Below are 25,903 nucleotides of genomic sequence, written 5' to 3'. Positions count from 1 at the left end.
GCGCGACGGCCCGCCGCCGCGCGGCAACGAGAGACGAGAGAGCAATGGGCAAGAACGTAGTCGTACTGGGCACCCAGTGGGGTGACGAGGGCAAGGGCAAGGTCGTCGACCTGCTGACCGAATCCGCCGATGCGGTGGTGCGTTTCCAGGGCGGCCACAACGCCGGCCACACCCTGGTGCTCGACGGCGAGAAGACCGTCCTCCACCTGATCCCCTCCGGCATCCTGTGGCCCGGCAAGATGTGTGTCATCGGCAACGGAGTGGTGCTGTCTCCGGAGGCACTGATCAAGGAGATTCGCGAGCTGGAGGCCAAGGGTGTGCCGGTGCGCGACCGCCTGCGCCTGTCGCCGGCCTGTCCGCTGATCCTGCCCTACCACGTGCGCCTCGATCAGGCCCGCGAGAAGGCCCGCGGCGTGGCCAAGATCGGCACCACCGGGCGGGGTATCGGCCCGGCCTACGAGGACAAGGTAGCGCGCCGCGGGCTGCGCCTGGGTGACATGCTCCACCGCGAGCGCTTCGCCTCCAAGCTCGGCGAGGTGCTGGACTACCACAACTTCGTGCTGGTCAACTACCACGGCGAGCCGCCGGTGGACTTCCAGGAGGTCCTCGACAGCGCCATGCAGATGGCCGAGGAGCTGCGTCCCATGGTGGCCGACACGGTGGGCCTGGTGCATGGGGTGCGGCGCGCCGGCGAGAACATCCTCTTCGAGGGCGCCCAGGGCTCGCTGCTGGATATCGACCACGGCACCTATCCCTTCGTGACCAGTTCCAACACCACCGCCGGCGGCACCGCCACCGGCTCCGGCGTCGGTCCGCTCTACCTGGACTATGTGCTGGGCATCACCAAGGCCTACACCACCCGGGTCGGCTCCGGCCCGTTCCCCACCGAGCTGTTCGATGATCACGGCCGTCACCTGGCCGAGAAGGGCCACGAGTTCGGCGCCACCACCGGCCGTCCGCGTCGCTGTGGCTGGTTCGATGCCGTGGCCCTGCGCCATGCCGTGCAGATCAACTCCGTCTCGGGCATTTGCCTGACCAAGCTCGACGTCCTCGATGGCCTCGAGAACATCCGCGTCTGCATCGGCTACCGCAGCAAGGATGGCGAGGTGCTGGATACCCCGGTGGACTCCGAGGGCTATGAAGCCATCGAGCCGCTCTACGAGGACCTCCCGGGCTGGAGCGAGTCGACCCTGGGTGCCAAGCGCGTCGAGGACCTGCCGGCCAACGCTCGCTCCTACATCAGCTTCCTGGAAGAGAAGGTGGGCGTGAGCATCGATATCATCTCCACCGGGCCGGATCGCAACGAGACCATCGTGCTGCGCAATCCCTTCGACGGCTGAGCGTCTTCTCGACAGCCCGGAAACAGGAAGGCCGGCCCCCAAGGGGCCGGCCTTCGCGTAGTGGGGTGCGCTGGGGGATCACTCCGCTGCCGCTACTTCCAGCGCCTCGGCGGCACTCTCGTCGGAGAGCAGCTCGTGGAGGGTCTGCAGCGCCATGCTGCTGTCGCCTTCCATGACGCCATCGAGCCACACCAGGGCCTGCTCGCGGCTGGCATTCTCGAGGCCGTTGGCCGCCAGGTAGGCCTTGGCCAGCGCCAGACGAGCACTGGAGTGGCCCTGCTCGGCCGCCTTCAACAGGTAGTCGGCCCCCTGGCGGACATCCTGCTCGAGGTTCTCGCCGCGTATGTACTCCCGGCCCAGGGTGGCTATGGCCCCGGGGTGCCCCTGGTCGGCGGCCTCCTGCAGCAGCTCCTGGCCGCGCTCCGTGTCCACGGGCATACCCGCCTCGCCCCGCAGCAGCACGCGGCCCAGGTTGGCCCGTGAAGCGAGATCGCCACTCTCGGCGGCTCTTTCCAGCCACTCCCGGGCCTGCTCGGGATCGGCCGTCACCCCCAGACCCTCCTGATAGGCCACGCCTAGCTCCCGGGCAGCATGGGGATTGCCCGCTTCGGCGAGGGGGCGCAGGTATTCGATACCCCGCTCGGCATCGGCCGCGACGATATCACCCTTCAGGTAGGCCTGGCCGAGGGTCAGGCGCGCCCCCTCGTGGCCGGCGTCGGCGGCGGACTGCAGCAGCGACAGGGCGCGCTGCGGCTCGCTGTCGAGCAGCATCTCGCCGATCTCGGCGCGCGCCCCGGTGTGGCCGGCATTCGCGGCCTGCTCGAGCCAGTGGCGGGCCGCCCGGGGATCTGCCTGCACGCCCCGGCCTTCCCGGAAGGCGCGTCCCAGGTCGGCCATGGCCCCGGGGTGTCCCTGCTCAGCGGCCTCGATCAGGGCGTTGATATCGCCGCCAGCCCCCTTCTTGCGGTTGACCCCGACCATGACCTCATCAGCGGCCATGCTCCCGGCCTCACGGGCCCGCGTCAGCCAGTGTGTGGCCTCGTCGAGGTCCTGGCCGACCCCGTCGCCGTCGCGATAGGCGCGACCCAGCACCAGCATGGCATTGGCGTCGCCGTTGCGCGCCGCGCGCTCGAGCAGGGCCAGGCCGCGGCCGCTATTCTCCGGCAGCGGCCCCCGAAGGTAGGCCTCACCGAGTACCGCCATGGCGGTGTCATCACCGGCCTCGAGGGCCTCCTCCAGCAGCGACTCGGCACGGCTGGGGTGGAAGGGCAGGGGCCCCTGCTCCTGGAGGTGGGCTTCACCGAGCAGGCGCAGGGCCCCCGCCTGACCCTGTTGCCCCGCCTCGCGAAGCAAGCCTTCCGCCAGGCGTCCGTCCTGCGGAACGCCGCGGCCCTCGAGGTAGGCGGCGCCCAGCTGCTGGGTGGCCCAGGGGTGACCCAGCTCGTGTGCGCGCTCCAGGTAGTCGATGGCCAGATAGGGCTGGCTGGGTACCAGCTCGCCCGCCATATAGAGATCACCCAGGCGAGTCATCGCCAGGGCGTGGTCCTGCTCGGCGGCGCGCTCGAGCAGGGCGATGCCACGCTGGGCCGCGGGTGGGGTGAAGAGGGCCGGTTCGCCGAGGTCGGGGGAGGCAACATCGGCGTCGCTTCCCAGCGAGCCCATCGCCTCCTGCCGCTGACGGGCCTCGGCCACCAGCGTGGCCCCGAGTATCTCCATGGCGTCGATGTTGCCGGCTTCAACGGCCCTCTCGAGCCAGCGCTTGCCTTCCGCCGGCCTGGTTGGCTCCTGCTCGGAGTCGACCAGCAAACCGCCCAGTTTGCTCATGGCGTCGACATCGCCGTGTCTGGCCGCCTCCTCGAGCATTGCGATCCCCTCTCGGGTTTCCCCGGCCTCGAGCAGAGCGTTACCTGCGTTGCCCAGCGCATCCTCATCGCCGGCCTCGGCCGCCTGGCGTAGCCAGTGCAGGCGTTGATCAGGCTGGTCGCCGACCAGGCCATCGGGGGCATGCAGTCTCGCCAGGCGCCGCATGGCATCGGTCTCGCCGGCCGCGGCGCGCTTGCGCAGCGCCGCGGCGTAGCGTTGGGCGTAGTCCATGGCGAGTTCGGGCTTCTCGTCCAGCCAGCCGCCGGGGGCATGGGCCTCGGCCAGCGCCCTGAGCGCTTCCTCGCGCCCCTGCTCGGCCTCCATGGCATAGAGCCTGGCCGCCTGCTCGGGGTCGGCCGGCACCCCATCGCCGCCGTCGCGCAGCAGTTCCGCCAGCATCACCCGCTCGTCACGCTCCACCTCCTCTTCGATGGCCAGGCGCAGCAGGTGGTAGGCGAGCAGGTCGTTGCGCTCGACGGAGTCGCCCTCGCGATAGAGCTTCGCCAGGTTGAGCGCGGCATGGCCGCGAATGTAGGAGGGGGTGCGCACCGCTCGGGCGTAATGCTCGGCCGCCCGTCCTGGGTCGCGCTCCATCGCCTCGCCCTGGTCATAGAGCTTGCCCAGTTCATAGTGCGCCTGGGGAAAGCCCTGATCGGCCAGGCCGGTGAGCAGTCGAATCGCCTCACGGGGGTTGCCTGCGGCGGCCGCCTCGTCGGCCTTCTCGACGGTTTGCTTGTGCATCCACTCGAGGTTGCGCGGCTGGCCGTCCTCGAACCAGGCCTGGTAGCGCTCGGGCAGGGGCGCGATGGCCTGGGGAGTCGTGTCGGTGACGGCGCATCCGGCGAGCAGCACCAGCAGGCTGGCCGAGGCCATCAGGCGAAGTCCTCTAGCCTGTGGCAGTGCGTGGGTAGCGGTCGGGATGATTTTCATGGGGTTCGGGCCTCGTGGTGATTCTCGGATGACGGCGGATATCGGGGTATCACTCCTGCCCCAGTCCCTTGAACGCCGTGGTCTCCTGCTTTTCCTCGTCGAGCACGACATGGTGCTGGGCATCGGGATCCATGAAGTAGAGGGTCATGTAGCCGCCGGCACTGCGGTTGTAGAGGGGGCGTACCCGGCGGATGAAGTCCTCGACGCGGGGGTCATCGAAGCGTTTGAGGTAGATTTCCATCCAGGTGAAGTACTGGGGATCCTTGAGAAATCCGGTGTACTGCTCGAGGGGGGCGTAGTCGCCCAGGGCGGCCGGGTCGTCGAGGATCGCGAACAGGAAGTCGATGGCGTCATGGATGGTGCGGCCGTCGACCTCGAGCTCGAAGATGTCGTAGCCCTGGCGGGCGATCACCTGCATGTTGGTGATCAGGTAGAGCAGGCCATAGTTCTGGTAGTGGGTGGCGCGCCGACCTCGGGAGACCTCCAGCGGAAAGGCGCCCTCCTCGGTCATGTCATGCAGCGCGGCATGAATGGCGCTGACCCCGAAGCGGAACAGCTCGTTGTCCTCGGTCAGCACACCGACCATGCTGGCGTAGAGCGCCCGACGGTAGAAGTGGTTGTTGCAGCAGCTGTTGCCCTCGCCACCGGGGATATCGGCGTGCTGGTGGGCCAGGCCGTTGAGCCACGCCTCGACGCGCTCACGCTCCTCCTGCATGCCGTCGACGAAGGGGCGCACGCTGGCGTAGGCCATGGCGGCGGCGAAGATCATCGACTCGGTGGCGAACCACGCCTGGGGCTCGACGGAGTCGTAGTAGAAGTCGGTCAGGGCTTCCTGCTGCGCCCAGTGGTCGAGGAAGCGCACCAGGCACTCGGCATAGTAGTCGTCGCCGCTGGCGACGAAGCTGCCGGCCAGCATCGAGACGTTGTCCTCGAACTGGAACAGCGGCTCCGAGGCGAGCTCCCATGCCTCGGGGTTGGGGTAGTAGCCGGGAACCCGAAGCTGGGTGGTGATGGGCTCGTACGCCATTATCTGCTGGCAGCTCGGGCCCTGGGCGAGCTGGTCGACCTCCTGGAGCAGGATGGCGTTGTCGGTGTCGGCGAGTTCTTCCATGCGGGCCGCCACGTCGAAGTAGCCGGCGTCGGGGGCGGTGACGCGATAGTCCGAGAGGTCCAGCGCCTCGCGCTCCTCGATGGTGAGGACCTCCCTCTCCTGGGCGCCCGCGCCGCTCGCCAGCCCGGCGAACAGCAAAGTCAGGGCGGCGAGAGGGCGGTGGGGCAGTCCGAAACGGGCCTGGGGCATGGCGGGTGTCACTCCTTGTGAGATGGGGCGGCCCCGCTCAGGGCGAGGGGGCATAGAAACGGAAGGCGGCGAAGTCGGCATGCTGGTCGGACGGGGTGCGCCACTCCTTGCCGCTGCCGCCAAAGAAGGTCGAGAACATCAGGCCGTCGATGGCCACCTCGTCGGTGGTGCGGTAGAGGATCCCGCCCTGCTCAAGCACTGGCACGCCGTCGATCCACACCCGGGCCAGCCCGTCGGCCTCACCCGGCGTGTTGAGCACCAGCTCCTGTTCGATGGTGACCCACTCCCCGCTGGGGAAGCTCCACAGCCCGCGACCCACGGAGGCGCCGAACTCCTCGTCCTGGCTGGCCACGTACTCGTAGAGCTCCCCCTGGCCGGCCTCGCGCCACATGAAGCGCATCGAGAAGCCGCTCTCGCCGTCGACCTCGTCGCCGCCACTGGGAGCATCGCCGCCGTAGAGGCCCGGCAGCTTGCCCCCCTTGACGAAGTCGAACCCTGGCTCGAAGCGCACCTGGTAGGTGAGGCAGGCCCGCTCGGCCCCGGTCAGGCCTGCTGGGGCAGCATAGAAGCCGGCGCCCCCCTGCTCCGTGTCTCCGGGGGAGGAGGTGCCCTCGGGGTAGTGGACGCGCAGTCCCGGCTCGCCGAGGCCCGTGGCGTCGGCCTCGAGGAGTTCGACATTATCCTCGACGCCCCAGTCACGCCGGGTGCCGAAGCCCTGGCGCACCCCTGCCCGGGCATCCTCGGCGGTGAGGTCCGGCTGCGGGGTGGCCACCAGCGGATAGCGCGCCGAACAGGGTTCGACCCGCGGGTAGGAGAGTGACGGCTCCTCGTCTTCCCGGGCAGCGGCGCCCGACGAGGCGAGGCCCGACAGCAGGACCGTGAGGAGCAGTGCCAGATGCCGGGAATCGGGTGATGTCATGTGCATGGAGTCTCCTTGACGAAGGGCCGCGGTGCCGAGGCATCGCGGCGTCGGTGGTCGGGGATCACCCCGCCTCGGGAGGGGCGTCCTCCTGGGTGGCGGCACGATAGACACGCTCACCCAGCTGGATCACGGCCCGCATCCCCTGCCAGACCCACTCGGCGGTGGCACCCAGCAGCGGGGCCTCGGTGAAGCGCACGTCTGCCGGCTTGCCGACACTTTCCGGGGGCAGGCTCTTCTCGGGCACCAGCAGCACGCTTGCCACGTTCTGCTGCTGGCGGACCCAGCTGGGAAAGCCGGCGCGCGGCTGGCGCTCGACGTCGAGCGCCACGTTGCGTACCCGAGCGCGGATCGGGGTCGAGGCGTTGGGCAGCGAGACATAGGCCGTCTGGTTGGGCTCGATGCGGTCGATGTCATCCATGTGGACCAGCGCCTCGACCATGACATCGTCCTCACCGGTGCGGATCAGGGTCATGATCCGCTCGCTCTCGTTGACATAGGTGCCGTCTGCGCTGCTCAGGGCCCAGGCCACCAGGCACTCGCACGGGCTGTAGATGTCGTTGCTGGCCTGGCGTGCCTCCAGCGCGGTGATGCGAGAACTCTCCAGGTCGCGTGCCGTCTCGAACTGCTCGATGCGTGCCTGGGCGATCTCCGGCGACACCGTCTCGAAGCTCATGGCATCGCCGCTTTCGGGGCGCGCGGAGCTGGCGATGCTGACCTGGCCGCCGCCGGCCGACGCCAGGTGCTCCTTCAGGTTCGTGATGAGCTGCTCGTTGTAGTTGAGCGAGGCGCGGGAGAGGATCAGTTCCGACTCCAGGTCGCTGTTGGCGATGCTGGTCAGCTCCTGGTCGCGCTCGACCCGGTCGCCGGCCTGCAGGTCGTGGGCCTCGAGGATGCCGGGGCCCGGAGCGCGGATGTCGATCCGTGGGGCGGTGACCGCGGCGAAGCTCGGCTCGATCAACATGAAGTTGCGGTAGGCTGTGGCCGCGGCCGCGATCGCGAGGACGCCGATGGCGGTGAACAGCAGCAGGTAGCGTCCCCGCGGCTTGGGTGGGCGCGACGGCGGCAGGGGCGAGGAGTGGCCCGCCTTGCGCCTGCGCGGGGTCTGCGGATCCTCGCCTTCCATCAGCGACTCAATGCTGGGGTGGCGTCCGGTCAGGCAGCTGCGAACCACCTGGCGCAGCAGTTCGCGGTGTGGTGGTTCGATATCCGTGATCTCGAAGCCGTTGACGTAGTTCCGCCCGCCCTGCTCGGCGGTGGCATGGCGGCACTCGGCCTGCACCGGCACGATCAGTTCGGTGGCCCCGGCGGTCAGCAGCAGCGAGGCCGACAGGCGCTCGCCAGGGCGCAGCGGCCGTGAGGTGCGCACCGCGAAGCCGCCCACCGAGACATCGGCACCGGGGAGCTCCTGGCCATCCTCGAGGCGTACCCGGAAGGGCGGCGAGACGCGGATGAAGCGGCGCTCGTCGCGCCGCTCGTGGTGGATTCTCTCGTGATGGCGTCCCTCGCCTCGGTGGGCGACCGGACCCAGGCTCGGCTCGTTGCGGTCGATGCCGTTCATGTCGGGATAATGATCAGACATCCTTTGCCTTCTCCTTGCTCTGTTGGTTGGCCGACGCCAGGGTGTCGCCGGAACGGCCGGAGTCCACCTGGATCCTCAGGCCCTTGAGGCGCATCGAGTGGTGCTTCAGTGTCAGGGTGCAGCCGGCAGGCTGCGGGCAGACCGCCGCTTCGGCGATGGGTCGTCCACGGCTGTCGCTCAGGTGGGTGGCCAGCTCGGCGGTGACGAAGAGGCGCGTGGCGTCCCCCGAGGCACCCAGCAGCTGCCGGGCCCGGGGGCGGTCGAGGCCCTCGATTGTGTCCAGCAGCTCGTCGTCGAGATGGAAGTCACCGGCCGGCAGTTGCACGCTGCCCCCCTCCGGGGCATCGGCGATGGCCAGCGACAGCCAGCGGTCGTCCACCCGCGACTGCGCCGCCGGACTGCCGCCGATCAGGGTGGCCAGCGAGGTGCGGTCCGGTGGCTGCAGAACCCCGGTGGCCAGCACCAGCACGTAGAGCAGCACGCCGTAGGCGAAGCCGTGGAGCACATGGCCCATGCGCCGCTGGCGCTTCACGGCCGCCGGGTCGTCGGGTTCCCCCGCGGAGATGCCCTGGCGCGACCACTTCTGGCGGTTGAAGCGGAAGCTGACATAGGTCTTGAGCAACGCACCCCACACCTGGTTGTAGTAGATCAGGGGCACCCAGAGCAGGCTGTAGCGTCCGTGCTGCCAGGCCAGGATGAGCGTCACGATGCCGCGGGTGAAAAGGATCCACAGGACATAGGCGAATATGAACGAGGGGCGGATGAACAGGGTTACCAGGAGCGCCACCGTGGGGCCGATCAGGGTGGTCCACATGGAGAGCCGCTGGTCGACCAGGCTCCACCAGGTGAACAGACCCATGGGCCTTGGTCCCAGGGCGATGGCGCGGTTGCTGGTGCGCAGCATGTTGCCGTACCAGCGGCGCATCAGGTCGGTGGTCGACTTGAAGAACCGCCTGCGGTCGGGCAGTTCCTCGAAGCCCGAGACGTGCACGTCCGGGATGTAGAGCATCCGCCAGCCGTTCTTCAGCAGCCAGTACCAGGTCGACTTGTCGTCACCGGAGAGGAACTTGAAGGTGCCGAAGCGCCAGTGGTCGACGTGGTCGTTCTCCACCAGTTCGATGAAGTCGGGCTGGGTCGCCAGTTCGGCCCGGAAGGCACTGTAGCGGCCGGTCAGTACCAGCAGGCGCCGTGAGACCGACATCGAGCTCATCACCAGGTGACGCTGGGCATAGCGGATGTCATACCACTCCTTGGTGGCGTCGCCTCCCGTGACGATGGCGCTGTTGTTGGTGGTCAGGGCGCCCAGATCATCCTGGACGCTGAAGAACGACAGCGAGCGCGACAGGGTGCCCGGCTCGAGCCGGATATCGCCGTCCATGGAAACCAGCAGGGCGCCCGGCGCCGGCATGCGTCGCGAGATGGCGCGCAGCACCTCGGCCATGGCCGAGCGCTTGCCATCGCCCTTCTGGAACATGTAGCGCAGCTCGATGTTCTCCGGCCAGCCGTTGTCGTCCATGACGTGGGTGATGATGTCCACGTCGGTGCGGTCCGACAGCGAGGCGAAGATGGTGGTGGGCACGCCATAGTCGGCGACCTCGCGTACCAGGGCATCGTAGACACGGAAACTGACCTCGGGCTCGATGCGGAAGGAGGTGCACAGCACATAGAGCTCCGGGGGGAGGCCCTGCTCCCCCTGGGCATCCGCCTCGGCCCGCAGGCGCGGGAAGATCCGACGGTTGTACCACACCGAGCGCACGGCCTGGATCAACCACCAGCTGTAGCGCCAGATGCCCACCGCCCCGACGGCGAAGAAGAAGCTCTTCGATTCCGAGGAGAAGACATCCAGCGGCAGGCCATCGACCACCACGATCAGCAGGGCGATCCCGAGGATGAAGGTAGTGACCTCCGTCACCTTGCTGGCGACGGAGCGATCGTCAGGTGTGTTCGACATCTCGACTCCCCCTCAGGCGAGTACGGGACGCACGGAGTCACCCCGGCCGATGGCGTAATAGGCGAGGCCTGCGGCCTTGACCGACTCGGGCGGGAAGAGGTTGCGGCCGTCCACCACGACCGGCTCGCGCAGGGTCGCTCGCAGCGCCTCGAAGTCGACGGTGCGGAAGGCCTTCCATTCGGTGCAGATCACCAGGGCATCGGCGCCCTCGAGGGCCTCGTCGCGATAGCCGGCGAGCACCAGGTCGTCACGGTCGCCATACAGGCGGCGACACTCCTCGGCGGCCTCGGGGTCATAGGCCTGGACCCGGGCACCGGCCTCCCAGAGGGCCTCCATCAGCGCCCGACTGGGGGCCTCGCGCATGTCATCGGTGTTGGGCTTGAAGGCCAGGCCCCACAGCGCGATGGTCCTGCCGGCCAGTTGGCCGTTGAAGGCCTGGCACAGCATCTCGAACAGTCGGCTCTTCTGACGCGCGTTGACGCGCTCCACGGCGGCGATCATCTCGGCGGGGTGGCCGACCTGCTCGGCAGTATGCGCCAGCGCCTTGACGTCCTTGGGGAAGCAGGAGCCACCGTAGCCGCAGCCGGGATAGATGAAGTGATAGCCGATGCGTGGGTCGCTGCCGATGCCGTGGCGAACCTCCTCCACGTCGGCTCCCAGCCGCTCGGCCAGGTTGGCGATCTCGTTGATGAAGCTGATCTTGGTGGCGAGCATGGCATTGGCAGCGTACTTGGTCAGCTCGGCGCTGCGCACGCCCATGAACATCAGCTTGTCGCGGTTGCGGTTATAGGGGCCGTAGCACTCACGCATGGCGCTGCGCACGCGGTCGGAATCTGTCCCTACCACGATGCGCGAGCCCCGCGAGAAGTCCTCGATCGCGGCGCCCTCCTTGAGGAATTCCGGGTTGGAGCAGACATCGAAGGGGAGCTGCAGACGGCGCTGCCCGAGCTCGGCGCTGATCACGCGCGCCACCTTGCTGGCGGTGCCCACCGGCACCGTCGACTTGTCGACGATGATGCGGTACTGGGTCATATGGCGGCCGATGGTCTTGGCCACCTCGAGCACATGTCGCAGGTCCGCGCTGCCATCCTCGTCGGCGGGCGTGCCCACGGCGATGAACTGCAGCAGGCCGAAGGCCACGCCCTCGGCGGCATCGGTGGTGAAGCGCAGGCGTCCGGTCGCCCGGTTCTGGCGGATCAGGCCCTCCAGGCCGGGCTCATAGATCGGTACCTCGCCGTCATTGAGGCGCGCGATCTTGTCGGCATCGACGTCGACGCAGAGGACGTCGTGGCCCACATCGGCCAGGCAGGCGCCGGTCACCAGGCCCACGTAACCGGAACCGAAGATGGTAATCCGCATGGTCGTCATTGCTCCTTGCTGAGGGCCCACCCGCAGGCATCGGACGCGGGGAGGGCAGGTCTACGGGGGCATGCGACCACTCACAGGAGCAATTATCGGGCCATGTTTTTATATTCCTTTTATATCAATGGATTGTGCTATCAACGGGGCGGCGATCTCGCCGGAGACGTGGCCGAAGCGTCGCCGCGCAGCTACAGGACTCGCAAGGCCTGAGAAAGTTCTTTTATATCAATTAGATAAGGTGTTGCCAGGCGGCAACGCCGCCCTTGGGGATCTTTTCAGGTTATTGATTTAATTGAATTTCAGTAGTCGATGCCGCGGCGCGCCTGTACGCCCGCATTGAAGGCGTGGCGCACCTCCTGCATCTCGGTCACGGTATCGGCCATGTCGAGCAGCTCGCGGTGGGCATTGCGCCCGGTGACGATCACGCTCTGCTCGGCGGGACGGTTCTCGATGGCGCGCCGCACGGTGTCGATGTCGAGGTAGCCGAACTTGAGCATGTAGGTGATCTCGTCGAGTACCACCAGGTAGACATCGGGGTCGGCCAGCATGCGCTCCGCCTCGGCCCACACCTCGCGGCAGGCGGCGGTATCGGCCTCGCGGTTCTGGGTCTCCCAGGTGAAGCCGGTACCCATGATGGCGACCTCGAGGTTGGGGTCCTCGACCAGCCGCTCGCGCTCGCCGCACTCCCACTGTCCCTTGATGAACTGGATCACCCCGACGCGGTAGCCGTAACCCAGTGCGCGGGTCACGGTGCCCCAGGCGGCGGTGGTCTTGCCCTTGCCGTTGCCGGTGAAGACCAGCAGCAGGCCGCGCTGTTCGGTGGCGGCGGCGACCTTCTCGTCGACGTGGGCCTTGAGTTTCTGCATTGACTGCTTGTGGCGGGTATCGCGATCGCTCATCGGGGCTCCATATGCTGTACAAGGCTTGTAGAGGAAAATGACAGCATACGCGAGCCGTGGCCCGGCGTCAGCTCCCCTGGCGTACCCGTGTCTCCATGTGTGACAGGAATACCGCCATGATGCGCTCATAGAGACCCCGACCGAGCACGGCATCCTCGATGCCGGCATCGATATTGGGGTTGTCGTTGACCTCGATCACCACCACCCGGTCACCGGCCTGCTTGAGGTCGACGCCATACAGGCCGTCGCCGATCAGCCGACAGGCCTTGAGGGCCGCCCTGATCACCGCCGGCGGCACCTCCTCCGGGGCATGGGTGGTGAAGCCGCCGCTCCTCACCCCGGCAGCGGAGTGGTCGTAGATCTGCCAGTGCCCGCGGGCCATGTAGTAGCGGCTGGCGAACAGCACCTGGCCATCGAGCACTCCGATGCGCCAGTCGTATTCGGTGGGCAGCCACTCCTGGAGCAGCAGCAGGGCCGAGTCGTGGAACAGGCGGCCCGCCTGGTGTTCCAGCTGGGCCAGCTCGGTGACCTTGACCACGCCACGGGAGAACGAGCCGTCGGGGACCTTGAGCACCAGCGGGAAGTCGAGGCCGTCGAGGCGTTCGGCCAGCGGGCGACGGTCACCGCGCTTGAGCAGTACGCCCTCCGGTGCCGGCACCCCGCGGGCGCGCAGTAGGGCGTGCAGGTAGACCTTGTTGGTGCAGCGCAGGATATCCCGTGGCGAGTCGATCACCACCAGCCCCTCGTGTTCGGCACGGCGCGCCATGCGATAGGTGTGGTGGTCCAGGGCGGTGGTCTCGCGAATGAACAGGGCGTCGAACTCGGCGATTCGTCCGGCATCGCGGCGGGTGATCAACGAGACATCGATGCCGAGCCGGCGTCCGGCCCGGATGAAGGCCTTCAGCGCCCCGCGGTTGCTGGGGGGCAGCGCCTCCCCGGGATCGACCAGGATCGCCAGGTCGAAGCGGTAGCGGCGTCGCGCCTTGGGTGTGCGCCAGACCTTGCGGGAGTGGCGGTTGAGGGCGCTGGCGAAGAGGTCCTGCTCCTCGAGTGCCAGGTCGCGCAGGCGCAGCGGCTTGAGACGGGAAAGCCGCCACTGGTCGTGGCGGCGCACCAGCCGGGCCTCCAGCAGGGGGCAGGGCAGGCGTTCGAAGAGCTTGCGTGCCAGGCGCTCGAGGCCGGGTTGGTGACACTCGCCGAACAGCACACGCAGGGTCACGGCATCGCCGGAAAGCCGGCCGCGCCGTGCCAGTTCGCCGAGCAGCGGGGTCAGGGTATCGAGCTGCAGGTCGATCAGCGCCTTGCGCGACAGCTCGTTGAGCGTTTCCACCGTGGGCAGCACCCGCTGGCCGCGGGCCTGGGCCAGCAGCGACACATAGTAGCCGGTGCCCAGGTAGTCGAGCTCACCGCATAGGTTGATCACATGGGTGGTGCGTTCGCTTTCGGCGCCGCTGCGGTGGCGGCGGTCCAGCGAAAGATAGTCGTCGGCGCTGATCAGGTCTTCACTGGGGTAATAGGGCTGCCAGTCGGCGAGGCGGTCGACGACGATTCGCAAGGGGCACATGGTGGCGGCTACCGGATAGGGAGGAGGGCGGCCGGGGCGGGCCGAACTGTGGCCAGAATGCGCCTGGCTCGCGGCCACGGCAAGGCGGAAGCTGAGTGAAAATATTTCATGCTCCTGCCTCGCTGACATCGGCCCCGAGCACGCTCAGAATCGGCCGGATACCCTCTGGAGAGCCCCATGACCATTCAGCTGCGTCGGGCCACCGGCCACGACCTCGACGCCCTCTTTCGCCTGGAGCAGAGCGCCTTTACCGGCGACCGCTTCAGCCGTCGCCAGCTCTGGCACCTGCTCAACCGCGCCCATGCCGAGACCTGGGTGCTGGAGCGCGACGCCGAGGCGCTCACCCCGGTGCGGCTGCTGGGTTACGGTACCCTGCTGTTCCGTCACGGCAGTACCCGCGCCCGGCTCTACTCCTTCTGCGTGCACCCCGAGTTCCGTGGCTCGGGCCTCGGGCGTCAACTGCTCGAAGCCCTGGAAGGGGCGACCCGGGCGCGAGGCTGCACTCGCCTGGGGCTCGAGGTGCGCGCCGACAACCGTGCGGCGCTGGCGCTCTACCGGCGCATGGGGTTTCGGCTCGAGCGCTGGTTGCCGGAGTATTACCAGGATGGCTGCGCCGCCTGGCAGATGGTCAAGGCGCTGGAGCCTGCGGCGCCGGGGGCTCAGGGCTGATAGAATCCCTGGATCTTTCCCCCATTGCCAGGAGCCGTCATGCCCTCCTTCGATATCGTCTCCGAGTTCGACAAGCACGAAGCCAGCAACGCCGTGGATCAGGCCAACCGCGAGGTCCAGTCGCGCTTCGATTTCAAGGGCGTCGATGCCAGCTTCGCGCTCGAGGGTGAGAGCGTGAAGCTCGAGGCCGAAGTGGACTTCCAGCTCAAGCAGATGCTCGACGTGCTGCGCAACAAGCTGATCGGCCGTGGCATCGATGCGCGCTGCCTCGATATCCAGGAACCGGTGCTCTCCGGGGTGCGTGCCCGTCAGGAGGCGCACCTCAAGCAGGGCCTCGAGCAGAAGGAGGCCAAGGATATCGTCAAGCGCATCAAGGACAGCAAGCTCAAGGTGCAGGCGCAGATCCAGGGCGAGAAGGTGCGCGTCACCGGCAAGAAGCGTGACGATCTCCAGGCAGTGATGGCCCTGCTGCGCGGTGAACAGGGCCCCGATCTGCCGATGCAGTTCGACAACTTCCGCGACTGACACGCGCGCCCCTCGCGAGCATCGAGGGGCCGGCGAAAGCGGCCCGCGCTACCCCGGTGCAGCGGAGCCCATGGCGTTCATAGGGCATGGCGATTGGCGTGCCCTGCTCGGCTGGTCTTCAATGAAGGCTGAGACGTCACCGGAGGCTGCACCATGTCATCCATCCCCCGCCTGGCCTTCCTGCTGATCGCCTGGCTGAATTTCGGCCTCGGCGTGCTGGGCGTCTTCGTGCCTCTCATGCCTACCACCTGCTTCATGCTGCTGGCGGTATGGTCCGCCTCGAAGGCGTCGCCGGGCTTCGCCCGCTGGATCCGAGAGCATCCGCGCTTCGGCCCCGCGGTGCTGGCCTGGGAGGGCGAGCGCGCCATCCCGCGCCACGCCAAGCAGCTGGCCGCCGGCATGCTGGCCCTTTCCATGCTGGTGCTGGCGCTGACCGTCAGCCTGCTGTGGCTCAAGCTCGCGCTGATCGGCGGCCTCGCCCTGCTAGGGGCCTGGATCATCACCCGGCCGGAGCCGGCCCTGTGAGGGTGCTTTGAGCTCGGGGGGCGCGGCGCCGTACAATGGTCGCAATTCTCGACAGGAGCACCACGCATGTCCGATCCCCAGGCGACCTACCTGAGCGATTACCGTCCCCCTGCCTACCGCGTCACCCATGCCGACCTCACCTTCGACCTCGATCCCACCGCCACGCGGGTCAAGGCACGCCTGCACCTGGCGCGTCACCCCGAGCGTGAGTCGGGTGAGCCGCTGGTGCTCGACGGTGAAGGGCTGTCCCTCAAGGCCATCGCCCTCGACGGCGAGCCGCTGGAGGCGGACGAGTATGCGGTAGACGACAAGCACCTGACGGTGCACCGGGTGCCCGAGGTGTTCCACCTCGACACCGAGGTGGAAATCGCTCCCGAGGCCAACACCGCCCTGGAGGGGCTCTACCTTTCCAACGGCATGTACTGCACCCAGTGCGAGGCCGAGGGCTTCCGGCGCATCACCTTCTACCCGGACCGCCCGGATGTCATGGCGACCTTCTCCACCACGGTGATCGGTGGTACCGGCGAGCCGGTGCTGCTCTCCAACGGCAACTCGGTGGAACGCGGCGAGTTGCCGGGCGGCCGCCACTTCGTCACCTGGGAGGACCCGCATCCCAAGCCCAGCTACCTGTTCGCCCTGGTGGCCGGCGACCTCAAGAAGGTCGAGGATGCCTTCACCACCGCCAGCGGGCGCGAGGTGACCCTGCAGATCTGGGTCGAGGAGGAGAACCTCGACAAGACCGATCACGCCATGGCCTCGCTGAAGCGCGCCATGCGCTGGGACGAGCAGGCCTACGGCCGCGAGTACGACCTCGACCTGTTCATGATCGTGGCGGTCAACGACTTCAACATGGGCGCCATGGAGAACAAGGGGCTCAACATCTTCAACTCGGCGGCTGTGCTGACCCATCCCCACACCGCCACCGACGCCGCCTTCCAGCGGGTCGAGAGCATCGTCGCCCACGAGTACTTCCACAACTGGTCCGGCAACCGGGTGACCTGTCGCGACTGGTTTCAGCTCTCCCTGAAGGAGGGCTTCACGGTGTTCCGCGACCAGTGCTTCTCCGCCGACACCAACTCCCCGGCGGTCAAGCGCATCGAGGACGTCGCCTTCTTCCGCACCGCCCAGTTCGCCGAGGATGCCGGCCCTACCGCGCATCCGGTGCGCCCCGACCACTACATCGAGATCGGTAACTTCTACACCCTGACCATTTACGAGAAGGGGGCCGAGGTAGTGCGCATGCTCGCCAACCTGGTGGGCGAGGCAGCCTTCCGACGTGGCAGCGACCGCTACTTCGAGCGCTTCGACGGTCAGGCGGTGACCATCGAGGACTTCGTCGACTGCATGGCCGAGGCCTCGGGACTGGACCTTTCCCAGTTCATGCACTGGTACTCCCAGTCCGGTACCCCGGAGATCGATGCCTTCGGCGAGTATGACTACGCCAAGGCGGAGTATCGTCTGATCCTGCGCCAGCGCACCCCGGCGACCCCCGATCAGCTCGACAAGCAGCCGCTGCACATCCCGGTGCGCCTGGGCCTGGTGGGTACCAAGAGCGGCCGTGACCTGCCGCTGACCCTGGATGGCGAAACGCTGGGGAGCGATGCGGTGATCCACCTGCGCGAGGCGGAGCAGGAGTTCCTGTTCACCGACGTCTCCGAGGCACCGGTGCCCTCGCTGCTGCGCGGCTTCTCGGCCCCTGTGAAGCTGCGTTTCCCCTATGGCCGCGAGGACCTGGCCTTCCTGCTGGCCAACGACTCCGATGGCTTCAACCGCTGGGATGCCGGCCAGCGCCTGGCCATGCTGGCCCTGGACGACCTGATCGCCGCGCACCGTAACGGTGTAGAGAAGGTGATGGATCCGCGGGTCACCGAGGCCTTCCGCGGCCTGCTGGAGGGGGAGCCCGAGGACCGCGCGGTGCTGGCCGAGATGATCACCCTGCCCAGCGAGGCTTACATCGCCGAGCAGCAGCCACTGGTGGACGTCGACGCCATCCACGCCGCCCGGGAGTTCATGCGTCGCGGGCTGGCCACGGCACTGCGGGATGACTTCCTGCGCGTCTACCGCGAGAACCAGGACGACAGCCCCTATGCGCCCACGCCGGAGCAGATCGCCCGGCGCAGCCTGAAGAACGTGGCGCTCGCCTATCTCATGGCCATCGAGGACGAGGACGGCGTGCAACTGGCCCGCGAGCAGTTCGAGGCCGACCACAACATGACCGACGTGCGCCATGCCCTGACCCTGCTGACCCACAGCAGTCGCGACGAGCTCAGCGAGCCGGCGCTCAAGGCCTTCGGCGAGAAGTGGGCCCATGACCCGCTGGTGATGGACCAGTGGTTTGCGATCCAGGTATCACGCCCGCAACCCGACGTGCTCGAGCGGGTGAAGTTCCTGATGCAGCACCCTGCCTTCTCGCTGAAGAATCCCAACAAGGTGCGCGCACTGATCGGCACCTTCGCCGGCCAGAACCGGGTCAACTTCCACCGTATCGACGGCGCGGGCTACCGCCTGCTGGCCGACACCGTGATCGAGCTCAACCGCCTCAACCCGGAGATCGCCGCACGGCTGATCACCCCGCTGACGCGCTGGGCTCGCTTCGACGAGGAGCGCCAGGAGCTCATGAAGGGCGAGCTCGAGCGCATCCGTGCCGAGGAGCTCTCGCCCAATGTGTATGAGGTGGTGGAAAAGGCCCTGGCCTGAACCTCCGCGTCTTCAACGGCAAGCGCCGCCCCTCGGGGCGGCGCTTTCACGTCGGGATGGCGGTCAATATATGAGCCAGCTCAACACCACGAAGCCCAGCAGCAGCCAGATCAGCGTGGCGACGATGGCGCGGCGGGTCAGCGCCCGGAACGCCTTCCACAGCATCCACAGGCCGACCACCAGGATCAGCAGGCTGACGATGGAGGTGGAGATGCCCAGCGAGCCGGCCAGCCCCTGGAGGAAGCCGCGGGCGGAGTCGCCGATATTGGCGAAGAAGCCGGTCAGCAGGTCGACGACGAAGCGGATGATCTCGCCGAGGGTCCTGCCGATCCAGGTGAAGAACTCTTCCATGTGCGGGTTCCGGTAGCTACTCGATCAGATCGAGTACGGTACCCACGATATCATCCATTGTCACCAGGCCCACCAGACGATTGTCGTCCAGCACCAGGGCGCGCTTGACCACGCTGTCTGTCATCAGCTTGGCGACATGGCGCACGTCCAGTGACTCGCCGACACCAATGGCCGGCTTGGCGCAGATGTCGTAGACGTTGATCAGGTCGATATCGCCGTTCTCGGCAACGATGGTCTTGAGGACATTGGTGTAGGTGATCAGCCCCCAGGCATCGTGGGGATCCTGCTGCTCCACCACCAGGCACTTGAGGTTGTGCTGTTTCATCAGACTCAGGGCGTCGCGCAGAGTGGCGAAGGGTGACACCGTCACCACATCGCGCATCATGATGTCCTTTACCAGCATCGTGTTACTCCATTGGTAGGGGAAAGGTCAGACTTCGTGCCTGAGGCGCTCCTCGAAACGCTTGATCTGTGACATGTCGATTCCGCCGAGGTGCTCCACAGGCAGCGTCATCACTAGCCCCTTGGAGTCCTCACCGGAGGGGCTCAGGAGATCCCGGATGGCCTTGAGCACCTTGAGCGACAGTCCCTTCTCGAGGGTCATCAGCATCACGCTCTGGCTGCCTTCGTAGGTCAGGCCGAAGAAGGTCTTCTTGCGCTCGCCGCCGATACCGCGGCCCGACATCAGGGTCATGCCCACGGCACCGGCTTCGGTGGCGGCATCGATGCACTCCTGTTCCATCTCTTCTGGCACGATGGCCACCAGCAGGGAAAACTTCATGGGGCTGTCTCTCTTCTGTGAGCCATTCGCTCCATGAGAATGGCATAGCTCATCACGGTCACGATAGGGAATATGGAGGCGAAGGCGATCAGGCCGAAGCCATCGATCAATACGCTGCGTCCGTCGATCTGGCCGGCCAGGCCGATACCCAGGGCGGTCACCAGTGGTACCGTCACCTCGGAGGTGGTCACGCCCCCGAGGTCGAAGGCCAGCGCCACGATGTAGCGGGGGGCGAGAATCGTCAGCACGATCACCAGAAGGTAACCACCGATGATGTAGTAGTGGATCGAGTCGCCGCTGATGATGCGATGGACGCCGATGGTGATGCCGATGGCGACCCCGAAGGCCACCAGCAGGCGGATCACGTTGCCCTGGATCTTGCCGGCGGCGGCTTCCTCGGCCTGCTGGCCCACGGCGATCAGGGCCGGTTCGGCCATGGTGGTGGCGAAGCCGATGGCGAAGGCGAAGAGGTAGACCCACAGCCAGGTGTCGAAGGTGATGAGCTGCTCGGCCATGCTCCTGCCGATGGGGAAGAGCCCCAGCTTGAGTCCCACCACGAAGGCGTAGAGGCCGATGATCACCAGGCCGAAGCCCACGCCCACCTTGAGCGGGCTGGCCAGCGAGTGGCGCAGTACGGCGTACTGAAAGAACAGCACGGTCAGGATGATCGGCAGCACGTCGCGCAGCATGCTGAACAGGTCGAGGATCATGGCCAGCAGTCCCGCGGGCTTGCCGGTATCGCCTCCGGTGCTGACCAGCTCGGCCCCGCTGGCCAGGTTGCCGGCATCGGCATAGACCAGGATGCCGTAGAGCTGGACGCTGATCATCGGCACCATGACCGCCAGCGCCACCAGGCCGAAGCCGTCGATCAGCGGGTTGCGACCGCGAATGGAGGAGGCCAGGCCGATGCCCAGGGCGGCGATCAGCGGTACGGTGACGATATTGGTGGTGACACCACCGGAGTCGTAGGCCAGGCCCACGATCTCTGCGGGAGCGAAGAAGGTGACCAGTACCACCGTGACGTAGCCGGCGATCATGTACCAGTGGATCGGGTGGCCGAGGATCACCCGCAGCACACCCATCGCCATCACCAGCCCCACGGAGCAGGCCACGATCAGCCTCAGGGTCAGGGCGTCGATGCGCCCCCCGCTGATCTCCCGGGCCTGCTCGGCCACGGCAATCAGCGCCGGTTCGGCCACCACCGCCGAGAAGCCGATGGCGAAGCCGAAGGCCATCAGCAGCGGCACCGAGCCGCGCCGGGCGAACTGGTTGGCGAGCCGCTTGCCCACCGGGAAGATGCTGAGCTCGAGGCCCTGCAGGAAGAGTGCCACCCCCACGGCGACGATCAACAGGCCACCCGCCATGGCGAGGCCGCCTTCCGGCCACTCACGGAACAGCAGGGCCTGGAAGGCCGCCACCACCAGTATGATGGGCAGCAGGTTACGCAGGGCATGGAGGAAGGCGTGGGCAAAGTCCCTGAGTGGTCCGGCCAAGTTCCGCTCCCTGAATGTGTGGCGTCGATGTCCTGGACGGCCCCGGTGGCCACATCCTGCTAATCTTGTGGCAGGCGGTGTCCGGCGCCGAATGGGGGGATCATATCACCCTGGCGGTGGCATCGGCATGGGCCGCCGGTGATGTTGCCTTGATATGCGTCAAGTATGACTGCGCCACTACCACAAGGAGTCCGCCATGGACCTTTCGCTGATCCTGCCTGTCGTGTTGCTGGTTGCCCTGCTGATCTATGCCGTCAGCATCTACAACCGCCTTGTGGCGCTGAAGAACCGCTTCCAGAACGCCTTTGCGCAGATCGAGGTGCAGCTCAAGCGGCGCCACGACCTGATTCCCAATCTGGTGGAGACCGCGCGGGCCTACATGGCCCACGAGCGCGAGACGCTCTCCGCGGTGACCGAGGCGCGCAATGCCGCCGAGGTCGGCCTGAAGCATGCCGCCGCGGATCCCGGCAATGCCGCCGCCATGGCCGAGCTGGCCGGTGCCGAGGGAGCGTTGGGTGCCGCCCTGGGGCGCCTCAACGTGGTGATGGAGGCCTATCCGGATCTCAAGGCCTCGGAGAATATGCAGCAGCTCTCCGAGACCCTGACCAGCACCGAGAATCGCGTCGCCTTCGCCCGCCAGGCCTTCAACGACGCCGTGATGCAGTACAACACCTACAAGCAGAGCTTTCCGCCGGTGATCCTGGCCGCCTCCTTCGGCCACAAGGAGGACGCCGCCCTGCTGGAGTTCGAGGACAGCGCGGATATCCAGGCCGCGCCCCGCGTGAGCTTCTGAGCGGAGGCCCCGCATGGACTTCTTTACCGCCCAGGACCGTGCCCGGCGGCTCTCGGCTCGGCTGGTCCTGCTGTTGCTGCTCGCCGTCGTGGTCCTGGTAGTGCTGACCTGCGTGCTGGTGGCGCTGGCCGTGGTGGTGATGAACCCGGAGCGGATGGGCGCCGGTGACCCGCTGGCGGCGGCGCTGGAGCCCAGGCTCTTCGCCCTGGTGGCGGGTGGCGTGGTGGCCATCGTGGTGCTGGGTGGCCTGGTGCGTCACCTGCAGCTGCGTGTCGGCGGCTATGCGGTGGCCGAGGCCCTGGGCGGGCGTCCCCTGGCACTGGATACCCGGGATGAGGACGAGCGGCGCCTGCTCCATGTGGTGGAGGAGATGGCCATCGCCTCGGGGATGCCGGTGCCGGCGGTCTACCTGCTGGATGACGCTGCCATCAATGCCTTCGCCGCCGGGCATGACACCCATGATGCCGTCATCGGCGTGACCCGCGGCGCCATCGAGCACCTCGACCGAGATCAGCTGCAGGGCGTCATTGCTCATGAGTTCAGCCATATCCTGCATGGCGACATGCGCCTCAACCTGCGCCTGGTGGCGCTGCTCCACGGCATCCTGGTGATCGGCCTGGCGGGCCGCTTCCTGCTGCGCGGGCTCGCCGGCGGGCGCCGCCGGGGTTCCCGGCGCGGTGGCCATGTGGCGATCATGGGCCTGGGGGTGGCGCTGATGGCGGTGGGCTACGCCGGTACCCTGTGCGGCAACCTGATCAAGGCGGCGGTGAGTCGCCAGCGCGAGTTCCTGGCCGATGCCAGCGCCGTGCAGTACACCCGCAACCCCGAAGGCATCGGCGGGGCCCTCCAGACCCTGGCCGCCTACCGCCTCGGCTCGCACCTGCTGGCGGCCAATGCCGCCGAGTTCAGCCATCTCTATTTCGGCAGTGGCGTGCGCAGCCTGAGCCGATTCACGGCGACCCACCCGCCGCTGGAGGCGCGCATCCGTCGCGTGCTGCCGCGGTGGGATGGCCGCTTGCCGGAACCTTTCGCACCGACGCCCAGGGCCGCTCCTGAGCCTCCGTCCTCGCCGGCCACGCCCTCCCATGCCACTCCCCTCGGCGGGGCGGCACTGGACGGGGCCGCTCTGGGGGCCGCCGCGGTGGCCAGTATCGGCCGCCCCGACGATGCGGCGCTGGCCAGCGCCCGCCGGCGCCTGGCCGGGCTCGATGAGCGGCTGATCGAGGCGGCCCATGAGCCCTTCGCGGCCCGGGCGCTGGTCTATGCCATCCTGATGGGGATCGACCCGGCGAGCCGCGACTCCCAACGAGAGGTGCTCGAGCGCCAGGCGCTGCCCGAGGTGCTGGTCGAGCTGGAGGCCCTGACCGAGCCGCTGGCGGGCCTGTCGCCTGGCGACCGGCTGCCGCTGATCGAGCTGGCGCTTCCCGCGCTGCGTGCCTTGAACCCCGCCCAGGGGGCGCGCTTCCGTGCCTGCCTGGATGGGCTGATGGCCGCCGAGGAGGCGCCGGGTGCCCTGCAGTGGGCGCTTCACCGGCTGGTCAGGTCGGGGCTGGATGGGGAGCGCCGAGCCCACCGTGACCGGCGCCTGGCCGACCTGGCCGGTCCGCTCTCCCGCCTGCTCTCGACCCTGGCCCTGGCGGGGCAGCCCGAGCAAGATGCGGCACAGGCGGCGCTGGAGCGGATTGCCTCGGCGCTGGGCGTGTCGCTGGACCTGGTCGTAGAGCCTGCCACTCCCCGCGAGCTGGACTGGGCGCTGGAGCGCCTGGCGCGGCTGCGCAACGAGGCGCGGGCACCGCTGCTTGCCGCCATGGTCTGCTGTGTGGAACAGGATGGGCGGGTCGAGCCCCGGGAGGCCGAACTGCTGCGAGCGGTGGCCTGGACCCTGGGGGTCCCGCTGCCGCTGGGCGCACTCGATGAGGCATAAGTCGGCTTGCGAGGGATGGGCCGCTCTGCTGCAATGAGCCCTTTTCGTGACGGAGACGCTTGGATGATCACTACATTCTGGAAGCCGACCCTGCTGGCCGCGCTGCTGGCTCTGGGGCTGGCCGGCTGCGGCAACGGCGATGAATCGGCCGGCGGTGGCGATGCGTCACAGTCGGCGGAACAGGTGCCGGAGGAGCAGGCGGCGGAGGAGCAGGCGCCGGCCGTCGCGGAGTCGGATGACTCGAGTGCGGATGGGCAGGCCGCGGAAGAGGCGCCTCCCGCCGAGGAGGGTGAGTCGGAGACCATGTCGGCCGACGCCGAGGTCTCCGCCGATGTCGACTCCCTGGGAGAGTCCCCCGAGGACGCCCTGGAGGAAGAGGGCGCCCTGCCCGGCGAGGCCACGCGCGAGGATGTCGATGCCATCATCGAGGAGACCGAGCGGCGCTTCGAGGAGGCCCAGCAGCGCATCGACGAGCAGTTCGAGCAGGCCGAGCAGGAGGCTTCGGTGCCCGAACCCATGGAGGGCGACGACTTCGAGAGCAGCATCGACATCGACTCTTCCCTCGGTGAGGATCCGCTGGCCGGTGAGGGTGCGGGCGAATCGGATATCGACGCCATCATCGAGGAGCAGGAGCGTCGCTTCGAGGAGGCCCAGCGTGAGCTGGAGCAGCAGTTCGAGGAGATGGAGCGGGAAGTGCCGGAATTCGAGGACTTCGACGTCGAACCCATGGAGGGGGATGCGACCGCCGATGAGGCCGTCGCGGAGTAACGCCCCGCCGGCCCGGGCCTCGCACGCCGAGGGTTCGTCTCAGGATGTCGTCACCAGCAGCAAGAAGGCCCACCGCCTGGTGGGCCTTGCTCGTTGGTTCGGCGGCGCCGTTCCGTCGAGTTGACGCTCAGTCGGCGGGCCGGATGTTGGAGGCCTGAAGGCCCTTCTTGCCCTGGGTCACCTCGAAGGTGACCTTCTGGCCATCCTGCAGGGACTTGAAGCCTTCAGCCTGAATCTCGGAGAAGTGCGCGAACAGATCATCGCCGCCGTCGTCCGGGGAGATGAAGCCGTAGCCCTTGGTGTCGTTGAACCACTTGACAGTGCCAGTTGCCATTTGTCGATTTCCTTAACATACGGATGGTGTTGCCGGCGCCAACGCGTCGATCGCGCCGTTGCCGCGGTGCCTGGCAGGCGAGAAGGCAGCGTTCACTGCCCCCATTTTCGCCGACCAGTGCATCGATCGCGGTGCCTCGGCCAGACTTGCGCACGCTGCGTGTCGCAGGGAGACTATGCCGAGCCCGCAAGATCACTCTAGTTGGAAAGCCCGGGGGCGTCCAGCGCGCCAGGGCCACTGTTTCCACCACCCTCGAGATCGCCATGACTGCAACCCCACTCGCCTCGCGTGACACCCACAGCATGCTGCTCGGCTACCTGCTGTGGCTGTTCGGCTTCCTCGGTGCCCACCGCTTCTACTACGGCAAGCCGGTGACCGGCACCATCTGGTTCTTTACCCTCGGCCTGCTGGGGATCGGCTGGCTGATCGACCTCTTCCTGATTCCGTCCATGGATCGCCAGGCGGACCTGCGCTTTACCTCGGGGCCGATCAACTACTCCCTGGCCTGGCTGTTGCTGACCTTCCTCGGGGTGTTCGGCCTGCACCGCTTCTATCAAGGCAAGTGGTTGACCGGGATCCTCTATTTGCTGACCTTCGGTCTGCTGGGACTGGGCGTGCTCTACGATTTCTGGACCCTCAACGACCAGATCTCGATGCGCCACGCACGCCGCGCGGGATAGGGCAGCATGCTGGTCGATGCCCAGTTCTGGCCCTTCCTGGTGGCCATCACTCTGCTCTCGGTCACCCCGGGGGTCGATACCCTGCTGGTGATCCGCAACACCGCCCGGGGCGGGGTGCGAGATGGGGTGCTGACCAGCCTGGCGATCTGCTGCGGGCTCTTCGTGCATGCCGCCGTCTCGGCCCTGGGCATCTCGCTGATCCTACTGCAGTCGGCCTGGGCCTTCGGGTTGCTCAAGCTGGCCGGCGCCGCCTACCTGATCTGGTTGGGGGTTCAGGCCCTGTTGGCGGCCCGCCGCGGCCAGGGCCTGCCGGTGGCCGGGGTGAGCAGCGAGCGTCGTGCGGTGCCCGCCTGGAAGCCCCTGCGCGAGGGCCTGCTCTCCAACGTGCTCAACCCCAAGACCGTGGTCTTCTACATGGCCTTCCTGCCGCAGTTCATCGCGCCCGGGGATCCGGCGTTGGCCAAGTCGCTGTTCCTGGCCGGGGTGCACTTCGTGATCGCCAATATCTGGCAGGTGGGGGTGGCGCTGATGGTGGGCGGGGCTGGGCGGCTGCTGGCCAGCCCCGCCTTCGCGCGCTGGCTCAATGGGCTGACCGGCGCGGTGCTGGTTGCCTTCGGTATCAAGTTGGCGCTCGAGCGCTCCCCCGGCTAAAC

Annotated in this window: 23 protein-coding genes; 10 read left to right on the top strand and 13 right to left on the bottom strand. The window is 67.6% G+C overall.

Annotation, left to right across the window (positions count from 1 at the left end; genetic code table 11):
• The first annotated feature begins 44 nt into the window (after positions 1-44).
• A complete protein-coding gene (locus ACJ7IV_RS11560) occupies positions 45-1,340 on the top strand; it encodes an adenylosuccinate synthase (RefSeq protein WP_232912036.1) in 1,296 nt (431 codons plus the stop codon).
• Positions 1,341-1,418: 78 nt separating this feature from the next.
• Here ACJ7IV_RS11560 and ACJ7IV_RS11555 read toward each other — a convergent pair whose 3' ends face one another.
• From ACJ7IV_RS11555 to ACJ7IV_RS11520, 8 genes are all read right to left on the bottom strand, one after another.
• Complete coding sequence (locus tag ACJ7IV_RS11555) at positions 1,419-4,133, bottom strand: tetratricopeptide repeat protein (protein WP_483864511.1); 2,715 nt, start codon at positions 4,131-4,133, stop codon at positions 1,419-1,421.
• A 49-nt stretch (positions 4,134-4,182) separates the two neighbouring features.
• On the bottom strand, positions 4,183-5,433 hold the full coding sequence (locus ACJ7IV_RS11550) for an alginate lyase family protein (RefSeq protein WP_483864510.1): 1,251 nt from the start codon (positions 5,431-5,433) through the stop codon (positions 4,183-4,185).
• A 37-nt stretch (positions 5,434-5,470) separates the two neighbouring features.
• Positions 5,471-6,352 carry a polysaccharide lyase gene (locus ACJ7IV_RS11545; protein ID WP_483864509.1) on the bottom strand — a complete coding sequence of 294 codons (882 nt, stop codon included), beginning with the start codon at positions 6,350-6,352 and terminating at the stop codon, positions 5,471-5,473.
• A gap of 64 nt (positions 6,353-6,416) precedes the next feature.
• Positions 6,417-7,934: a PilZ domain-containing protein gene (locus ACJ7IV_RS11540; RefSeq protein ID WP_483864508.1), complete on the bottom strand. Its 1,518-nt coding sequence runs from the start codon at positions 7,932-7,934 to the stop codon at positions 6,417-6,419.
• A complete protein-coding gene (locus ACJ7IV_RS11535) occupies positions 7,927-9,885 on the bottom strand; it encodes a glycosyltransferase (RefSeq protein WP_483864507.1) in 1,959 nt (652 codons plus the stop codon). Before ACJ7IV_RS11535 ends, ACJ7IV_RS11540 begins: the two co-directional genes overlap by 8 nt.
• 12 nt (positions 9,886-9,897) lie before the next feature.
• A complete protein-coding gene (locus tag ACJ7IV_RS11530; protein WP_483864506.1) occupies positions 9,898-11,244 on the bottom strand; it encodes a UDP-glucose dehydrogenase family protein in 1,347 nt (448 codons plus the stop codon).
• A gap of 302 nt (positions 11,245-11,546) precedes the next feature.
• Positions 11,547-12,146, bottom strand: a complete 600-nt coding sequence (cobO, locus tag ACJ7IV_RS11525; RefSeq protein ID WP_483864505.1) for a cob(I)yrinic acid a,c-diamide adenosyltransferase — start codon at positions 12,144-12,146, stop codon at positions 11,547-11,549.
• 67 nt (positions 12,147-12,213) lie between these two features.
• Positions 12,214-13,710: a RimK family protein gene (locus ACJ7IV_RS11520; RefSeq protein ID WP_483864504.1), complete on the bottom strand. Its 1,497-nt coding sequence runs from the start codon at positions 13,708-13,710 to the stop codon at positions 12,214-12,216.
• Positions 13,711-13,887: 177 nt separating this feature from the next.
• On the opposite strand from ACJ7IV_RS11520, the gene ACJ7IV_RS11515 reads away from it, so the two are divergent.
• The 4 genes from ACJ7IV_RS11515 to pepN all read left to right on the top strand — a co-directional run bounded on the left by ACJ7IV_RS11515 (position 13,888) and on the right by pepN (position 18,126).
• The gene (locus tag ACJ7IV_RS11515; RefSeq protein WP_483864503.1) at positions 13,888-14,379 is read left to right on the top strand and encodes a GNAT family N-acetyltransferase; all 492 of its coding nucleotides are present in this window, start codon (positions 13,888-13,890) and stop codon (positions 14,377-14,379) included.
• Between the two features lie 39 nt (positions 14,380-14,418).
• On the top strand, positions 14,419-14,904 hold the full coding sequence (locus ACJ7IV_RS11510; RefSeq protein WP_483864502.1) for a YajQ family cyclic di-GMP-binding protein: 486 nt from the start codon (positions 14,419-14,421) through the stop codon (positions 14,902-14,904).
• 153 nt (positions 14,905-15,057) lie between these two features.
• Positions 15,058-15,429, top strand: coding sequence for a YbaN family protein (locus ACJ7IV_RS11505; RefSeq protein ID WP_483864501.1), 372 nt, complete (start codon positions 15,058-15,060; stop codon positions 15,427-15,429).
• Positions 15,430-15,495: 66 nt separating this feature from the next.
• The gene (gene pepN / locus ACJ7IV_RS11500) at positions 15,496-18,126 is read left to right on the top strand and encodes an aminopeptidase N (RefSeq protein ID WP_483864500.1); all 2,631 of its coding nucleotides are present in this window, start codon (positions 15,496-15,498) and stop codon (positions 18,124-18,126) included.
• Positions 18,127-18,189: 63 nt separating this feature from the next.
• Here the strand turns inward: pepN and ACJ7IV_RS11495 are convergent, their stop codons facing one another.
• Genes ACJ7IV_RS11495 through ACJ7IV_RS11480 form a run of 4 tightly spaced genes read right to left on the bottom strand, consistent with a single transcriptional unit; the run spans position 18,190 to position 20,751 of the window.
• The gene (locus ACJ7IV_RS11495) at positions 18,190-18,477 is read right to left on the bottom strand and encodes a hypothetical protein (protein ID WP_213312309.1); all 288 of its coding nucleotides are present in this window, start codon (positions 18,475-18,477) and stop codon (positions 18,190-18,192) included.
• Between the two features lie 16 nt (positions 18,478-18,493).
• A complete protein-coding gene (locus ACJ7IV_RS11490; protein WP_282039080.1) occupies positions 18,494-18,880 on the bottom strand; it encodes a CBS domain-containing protein in 387 nt (128 codons plus the stop codon).
• Between the two features lie 27 nt (positions 18,881-18,907).
• Positions 18,908-19,258: a P-II family nitrogen regulator gene (locus tag ACJ7IV_RS11485; RefSeq protein ID WP_282039078.1), complete on the bottom strand. Its 351-nt coding sequence runs from the start codon at positions 19,256-19,258 to the stop codon at positions 18,908-18,910.
• The gene (locus ACJ7IV_RS11480) at positions 19,255-20,751 is read right to left on the bottom strand and encodes a DUF1538 domain-containing protein (RefSeq protein ID WP_483864499.1); all 1,497 of its coding nucleotides are present in this window, start codon (positions 20,749-20,751) and stop codon (positions 19,255-19,257) included. Before ACJ7IV_RS11480 ends, ACJ7IV_RS11485 begins: the two co-directional genes overlap by 4 nt.
• A gap of 196 nt (positions 20,752-20,947) precedes the next feature.
• Here ACJ7IV_RS11480 and ACJ7IV_RS11475 point away from each other — a divergent pair, with 196 nt between their 5' ends.
• The 3 genes from ACJ7IV_RS11475 (at position 20,948) to ACJ7IV_RS11465 (ending at position 24,236) form a co-directional block, all read left to right on the top strand.
• Positions 20,948-21,544, top strand: a complete 597-nt coding sequence (locus ACJ7IV_RS11475) for a LemA family protein (RefSeq protein ID WP_483864498.1) — start codon at positions 20,948-20,950, stop codon at positions 21,542-21,544.
• Positions 21,545-21,557: 13 nt separating this feature from the next.
• Positions 21,558-23,468 (top strand): M48 family metalloprotease, encoded by a 1,911-nt coding sequence (locus tag ACJ7IV_RS11470; RefSeq protein WP_483864497.1) that lies wholly within the window; start codon positions 21,558-21,560, stop codon positions 23,466-23,468.
• 63 nt (positions 23,469-23,531) lie between these two features.
• On the top strand, positions 23,532-24,236 hold the full coding sequence (locus ACJ7IV_RS11465) for a hypothetical protein (RefSeq protein WP_483864496.1): 705 nt from the start codon (positions 23,532-23,534) through the stop codon (positions 24,234-24,236).
• 127 nt (positions 24,237-24,363) lie between these two features.
• On the opposite strand, the gene ACJ7IV_RS11460 is transcribed toward ACJ7IV_RS11465, so the two are convergent.
• Positions 24,364-24,570, bottom strand: coding sequence for a cold-shock protein (locus ACJ7IV_RS11460; RefSeq protein ID WP_023005630.1), 207 nt, complete (start codon positions 24,568-24,570; stop codon positions 24,364-24,366).
• A gap of 263 nt (positions 24,571-24,833) precedes the next feature.
• On the opposite strand from ACJ7IV_RS11460, the gene ACJ7IV_RS11455 reads away from it, so the two are divergent.
• Both ACJ7IV_RS11455 and ACJ7IV_RS11450 read left to right on the top strand, forming a co-directional pair.
• Complete coding sequence (locus ACJ7IV_RS11455) at positions 24,834-25,250, top strand: NINE protein (protein WP_161431482.1); 417 nt, start codon at positions 24,834-24,836, stop codon at positions 25,248-25,250.
• A gap of 6 nt (positions 25,251-25,256) precedes the next feature.
• A complete protein-coding gene (locus tag ACJ7IV_RS11450) occupies positions 25,257-25,901 on the top strand; it encodes a LysE family translocator (RefSeq protein WP_483864495.1) in 645 nt (214 codons plus the stop codon).
• Positions 25,902-25,903: the final 2 nt, after the last annotated feature.

The sequence above is a fragment of the Halomonas sp. C10-5 genome (assembly GCF_057169305.1).
The sequence above is the reverse complement of the archived record's forward strand: the minus strand, read 5'-3'. Positions and strand labels throughout refer to the sequence as shown.

Coding starts and splice junctions, on each gene's coding strand:
- ACJ7IV_RS11515 (WP_483864503.1), top strand. CDS start 13,888: ATGACCATTCAGCTGCGTCGGGCCACCGGCCACGACCTCGACGCCCTC.
- ACJ7IV_RS11550 (WP_483864510.1), bottom strand. CDS start 5,433: ATGCCCCAGGCCCGTTTCGGACTGCCCCACCGCCCTCTCGCCGCCCTG.
- ACJ7IV_RS11545 (WP_483864509.1), bottom strand. CDS start 6,352: ATGACATCACCCGATTCCCGGCATCTGGCACTGCTCCTCACGGTCCTG.
- ACJ7IV_RS11470 (WP_483864497.1), top strand. CDS start 21,558: ATGGACTTCTTTACCGCCCAGGACCGTGCCCGGCGGCTCTCGGCTCGG.
- ACJ7IV_RS11530 (WP_483864506.1), bottom strand. CDS start 11,244: ATGCGGATTACCATCTTCGGTTCCGGTTACGTGGGCCTGGTGACCGGC.
- ACJ7IV_RS11485 (WP_282039078.1), bottom strand. CDS start 19,258: ATGAAGTTTTCCCTGCTGGTGGCCATCGTGCCAGAAGAGATGGAACAG.
- ACJ7IV_RS11555 (WP_483864511.1), bottom strand. CDS start 4,133: ATGAAAATCATCCCGACCGCTACCCACGCACTGCCACAGGCTAGAGGA.
- cobO (WP_483864505.1), bottom strand. CDS start 12,146: ATGAGCGATCGCGATACCCGCCACAAGCAGTCAATGCAGAAACTCAAG.
- ACJ7IV_RS11450 (WP_483864495.1), top strand. CDS start 25,257: ATGCTGGTCGATGCCCAGTTCTGGCCCTTCCTGGTGGCCATCACTCTG.
- ACJ7IV_RS11460 (WP_023005630.1), bottom strand. CDS start 24,570: ATGGCAACTGGCACTGTCAAGTGGTTCAACGACACCAAGGGCTACGGC.
- ACJ7IV_RS11475 (WP_483864498.1), top strand. CDS start 20,948: ATGGACCTTTCGCTGATCCTGCCTGTCGTGTTGCTGGTTGCCCTGCTG.
- ACJ7IV_RS11535 (WP_483864507.1), bottom strand. CDS start 9,885: ATGTCGAACACACCTGACGATCGCTCCGTCGCCAGCAAGGTGACGGAG.
- ACJ7IV_RS11560 (WP_232912036.1), top strand. CDS start 45: ATGGGCAAGAACGTAGTCGTACTGGGCACCCAGTGGGGTGACGAGGGC.
- ACJ7IV_RS11505 (WP_483864501.1), top strand. CDS start 15,058: ATGTCATCCATCCCCCGCCTGGCCTTCCTGCTGATCGCCTGGCTGAAT.
- ACJ7IV_RS11465 (WP_483864496.1), top strand. CDS start 23,532: ATGATCACTACATTCTGGAAGCCGACCCTGCTGGCCGCGCTGCTGGCT.
- pepN (WP_483864500.1), top strand. CDS start 15,496: ATGTCCGATCCCCAGGCGACCTACCTGAGCGATTACCGTCCCCCTGCC.
- ACJ7IV_RS11540 (WP_483864508.1), bottom strand. CDS start 7,934: ATGTCTGATCATTATCCCGACATGAACGGCATCGACCGCAACGAGCCG.
- ACJ7IV_RS11455 (WP_161431482.1), top strand. CDS start 24,834: ATGACTGCAACCCCACTCGCCTCGCGTGACACCCACAGCATGCTGCTC.
- ACJ7IV_RS11510 (WP_483864502.1), top strand. CDS start 14,419: ATGCCCTCCTTCGATATCGTCTCCGAGTTCGACAAGCACGAAGCCAGC.
- ACJ7IV_RS11490 (WP_282039080.1), bottom strand. CDS start 18,880: ATGCTGGTAAAGGACATCATGATGCGCGATGTGGTGACGGTGTCACCC.
- ACJ7IV_RS11520 (WP_483864504.1), bottom strand. CDS start 13,710: ATGTGCCCCTTGCGAATCGTCGTCGACCGCCTCGCCGACTGGCAGCCC.
- ACJ7IV_RS11495 (WP_213312309.1), bottom strand. CDS start 18,477: ATGGAAGAGTTCTTCACCTGGATCGGCAGGACCCTCGGCGAGATCATC.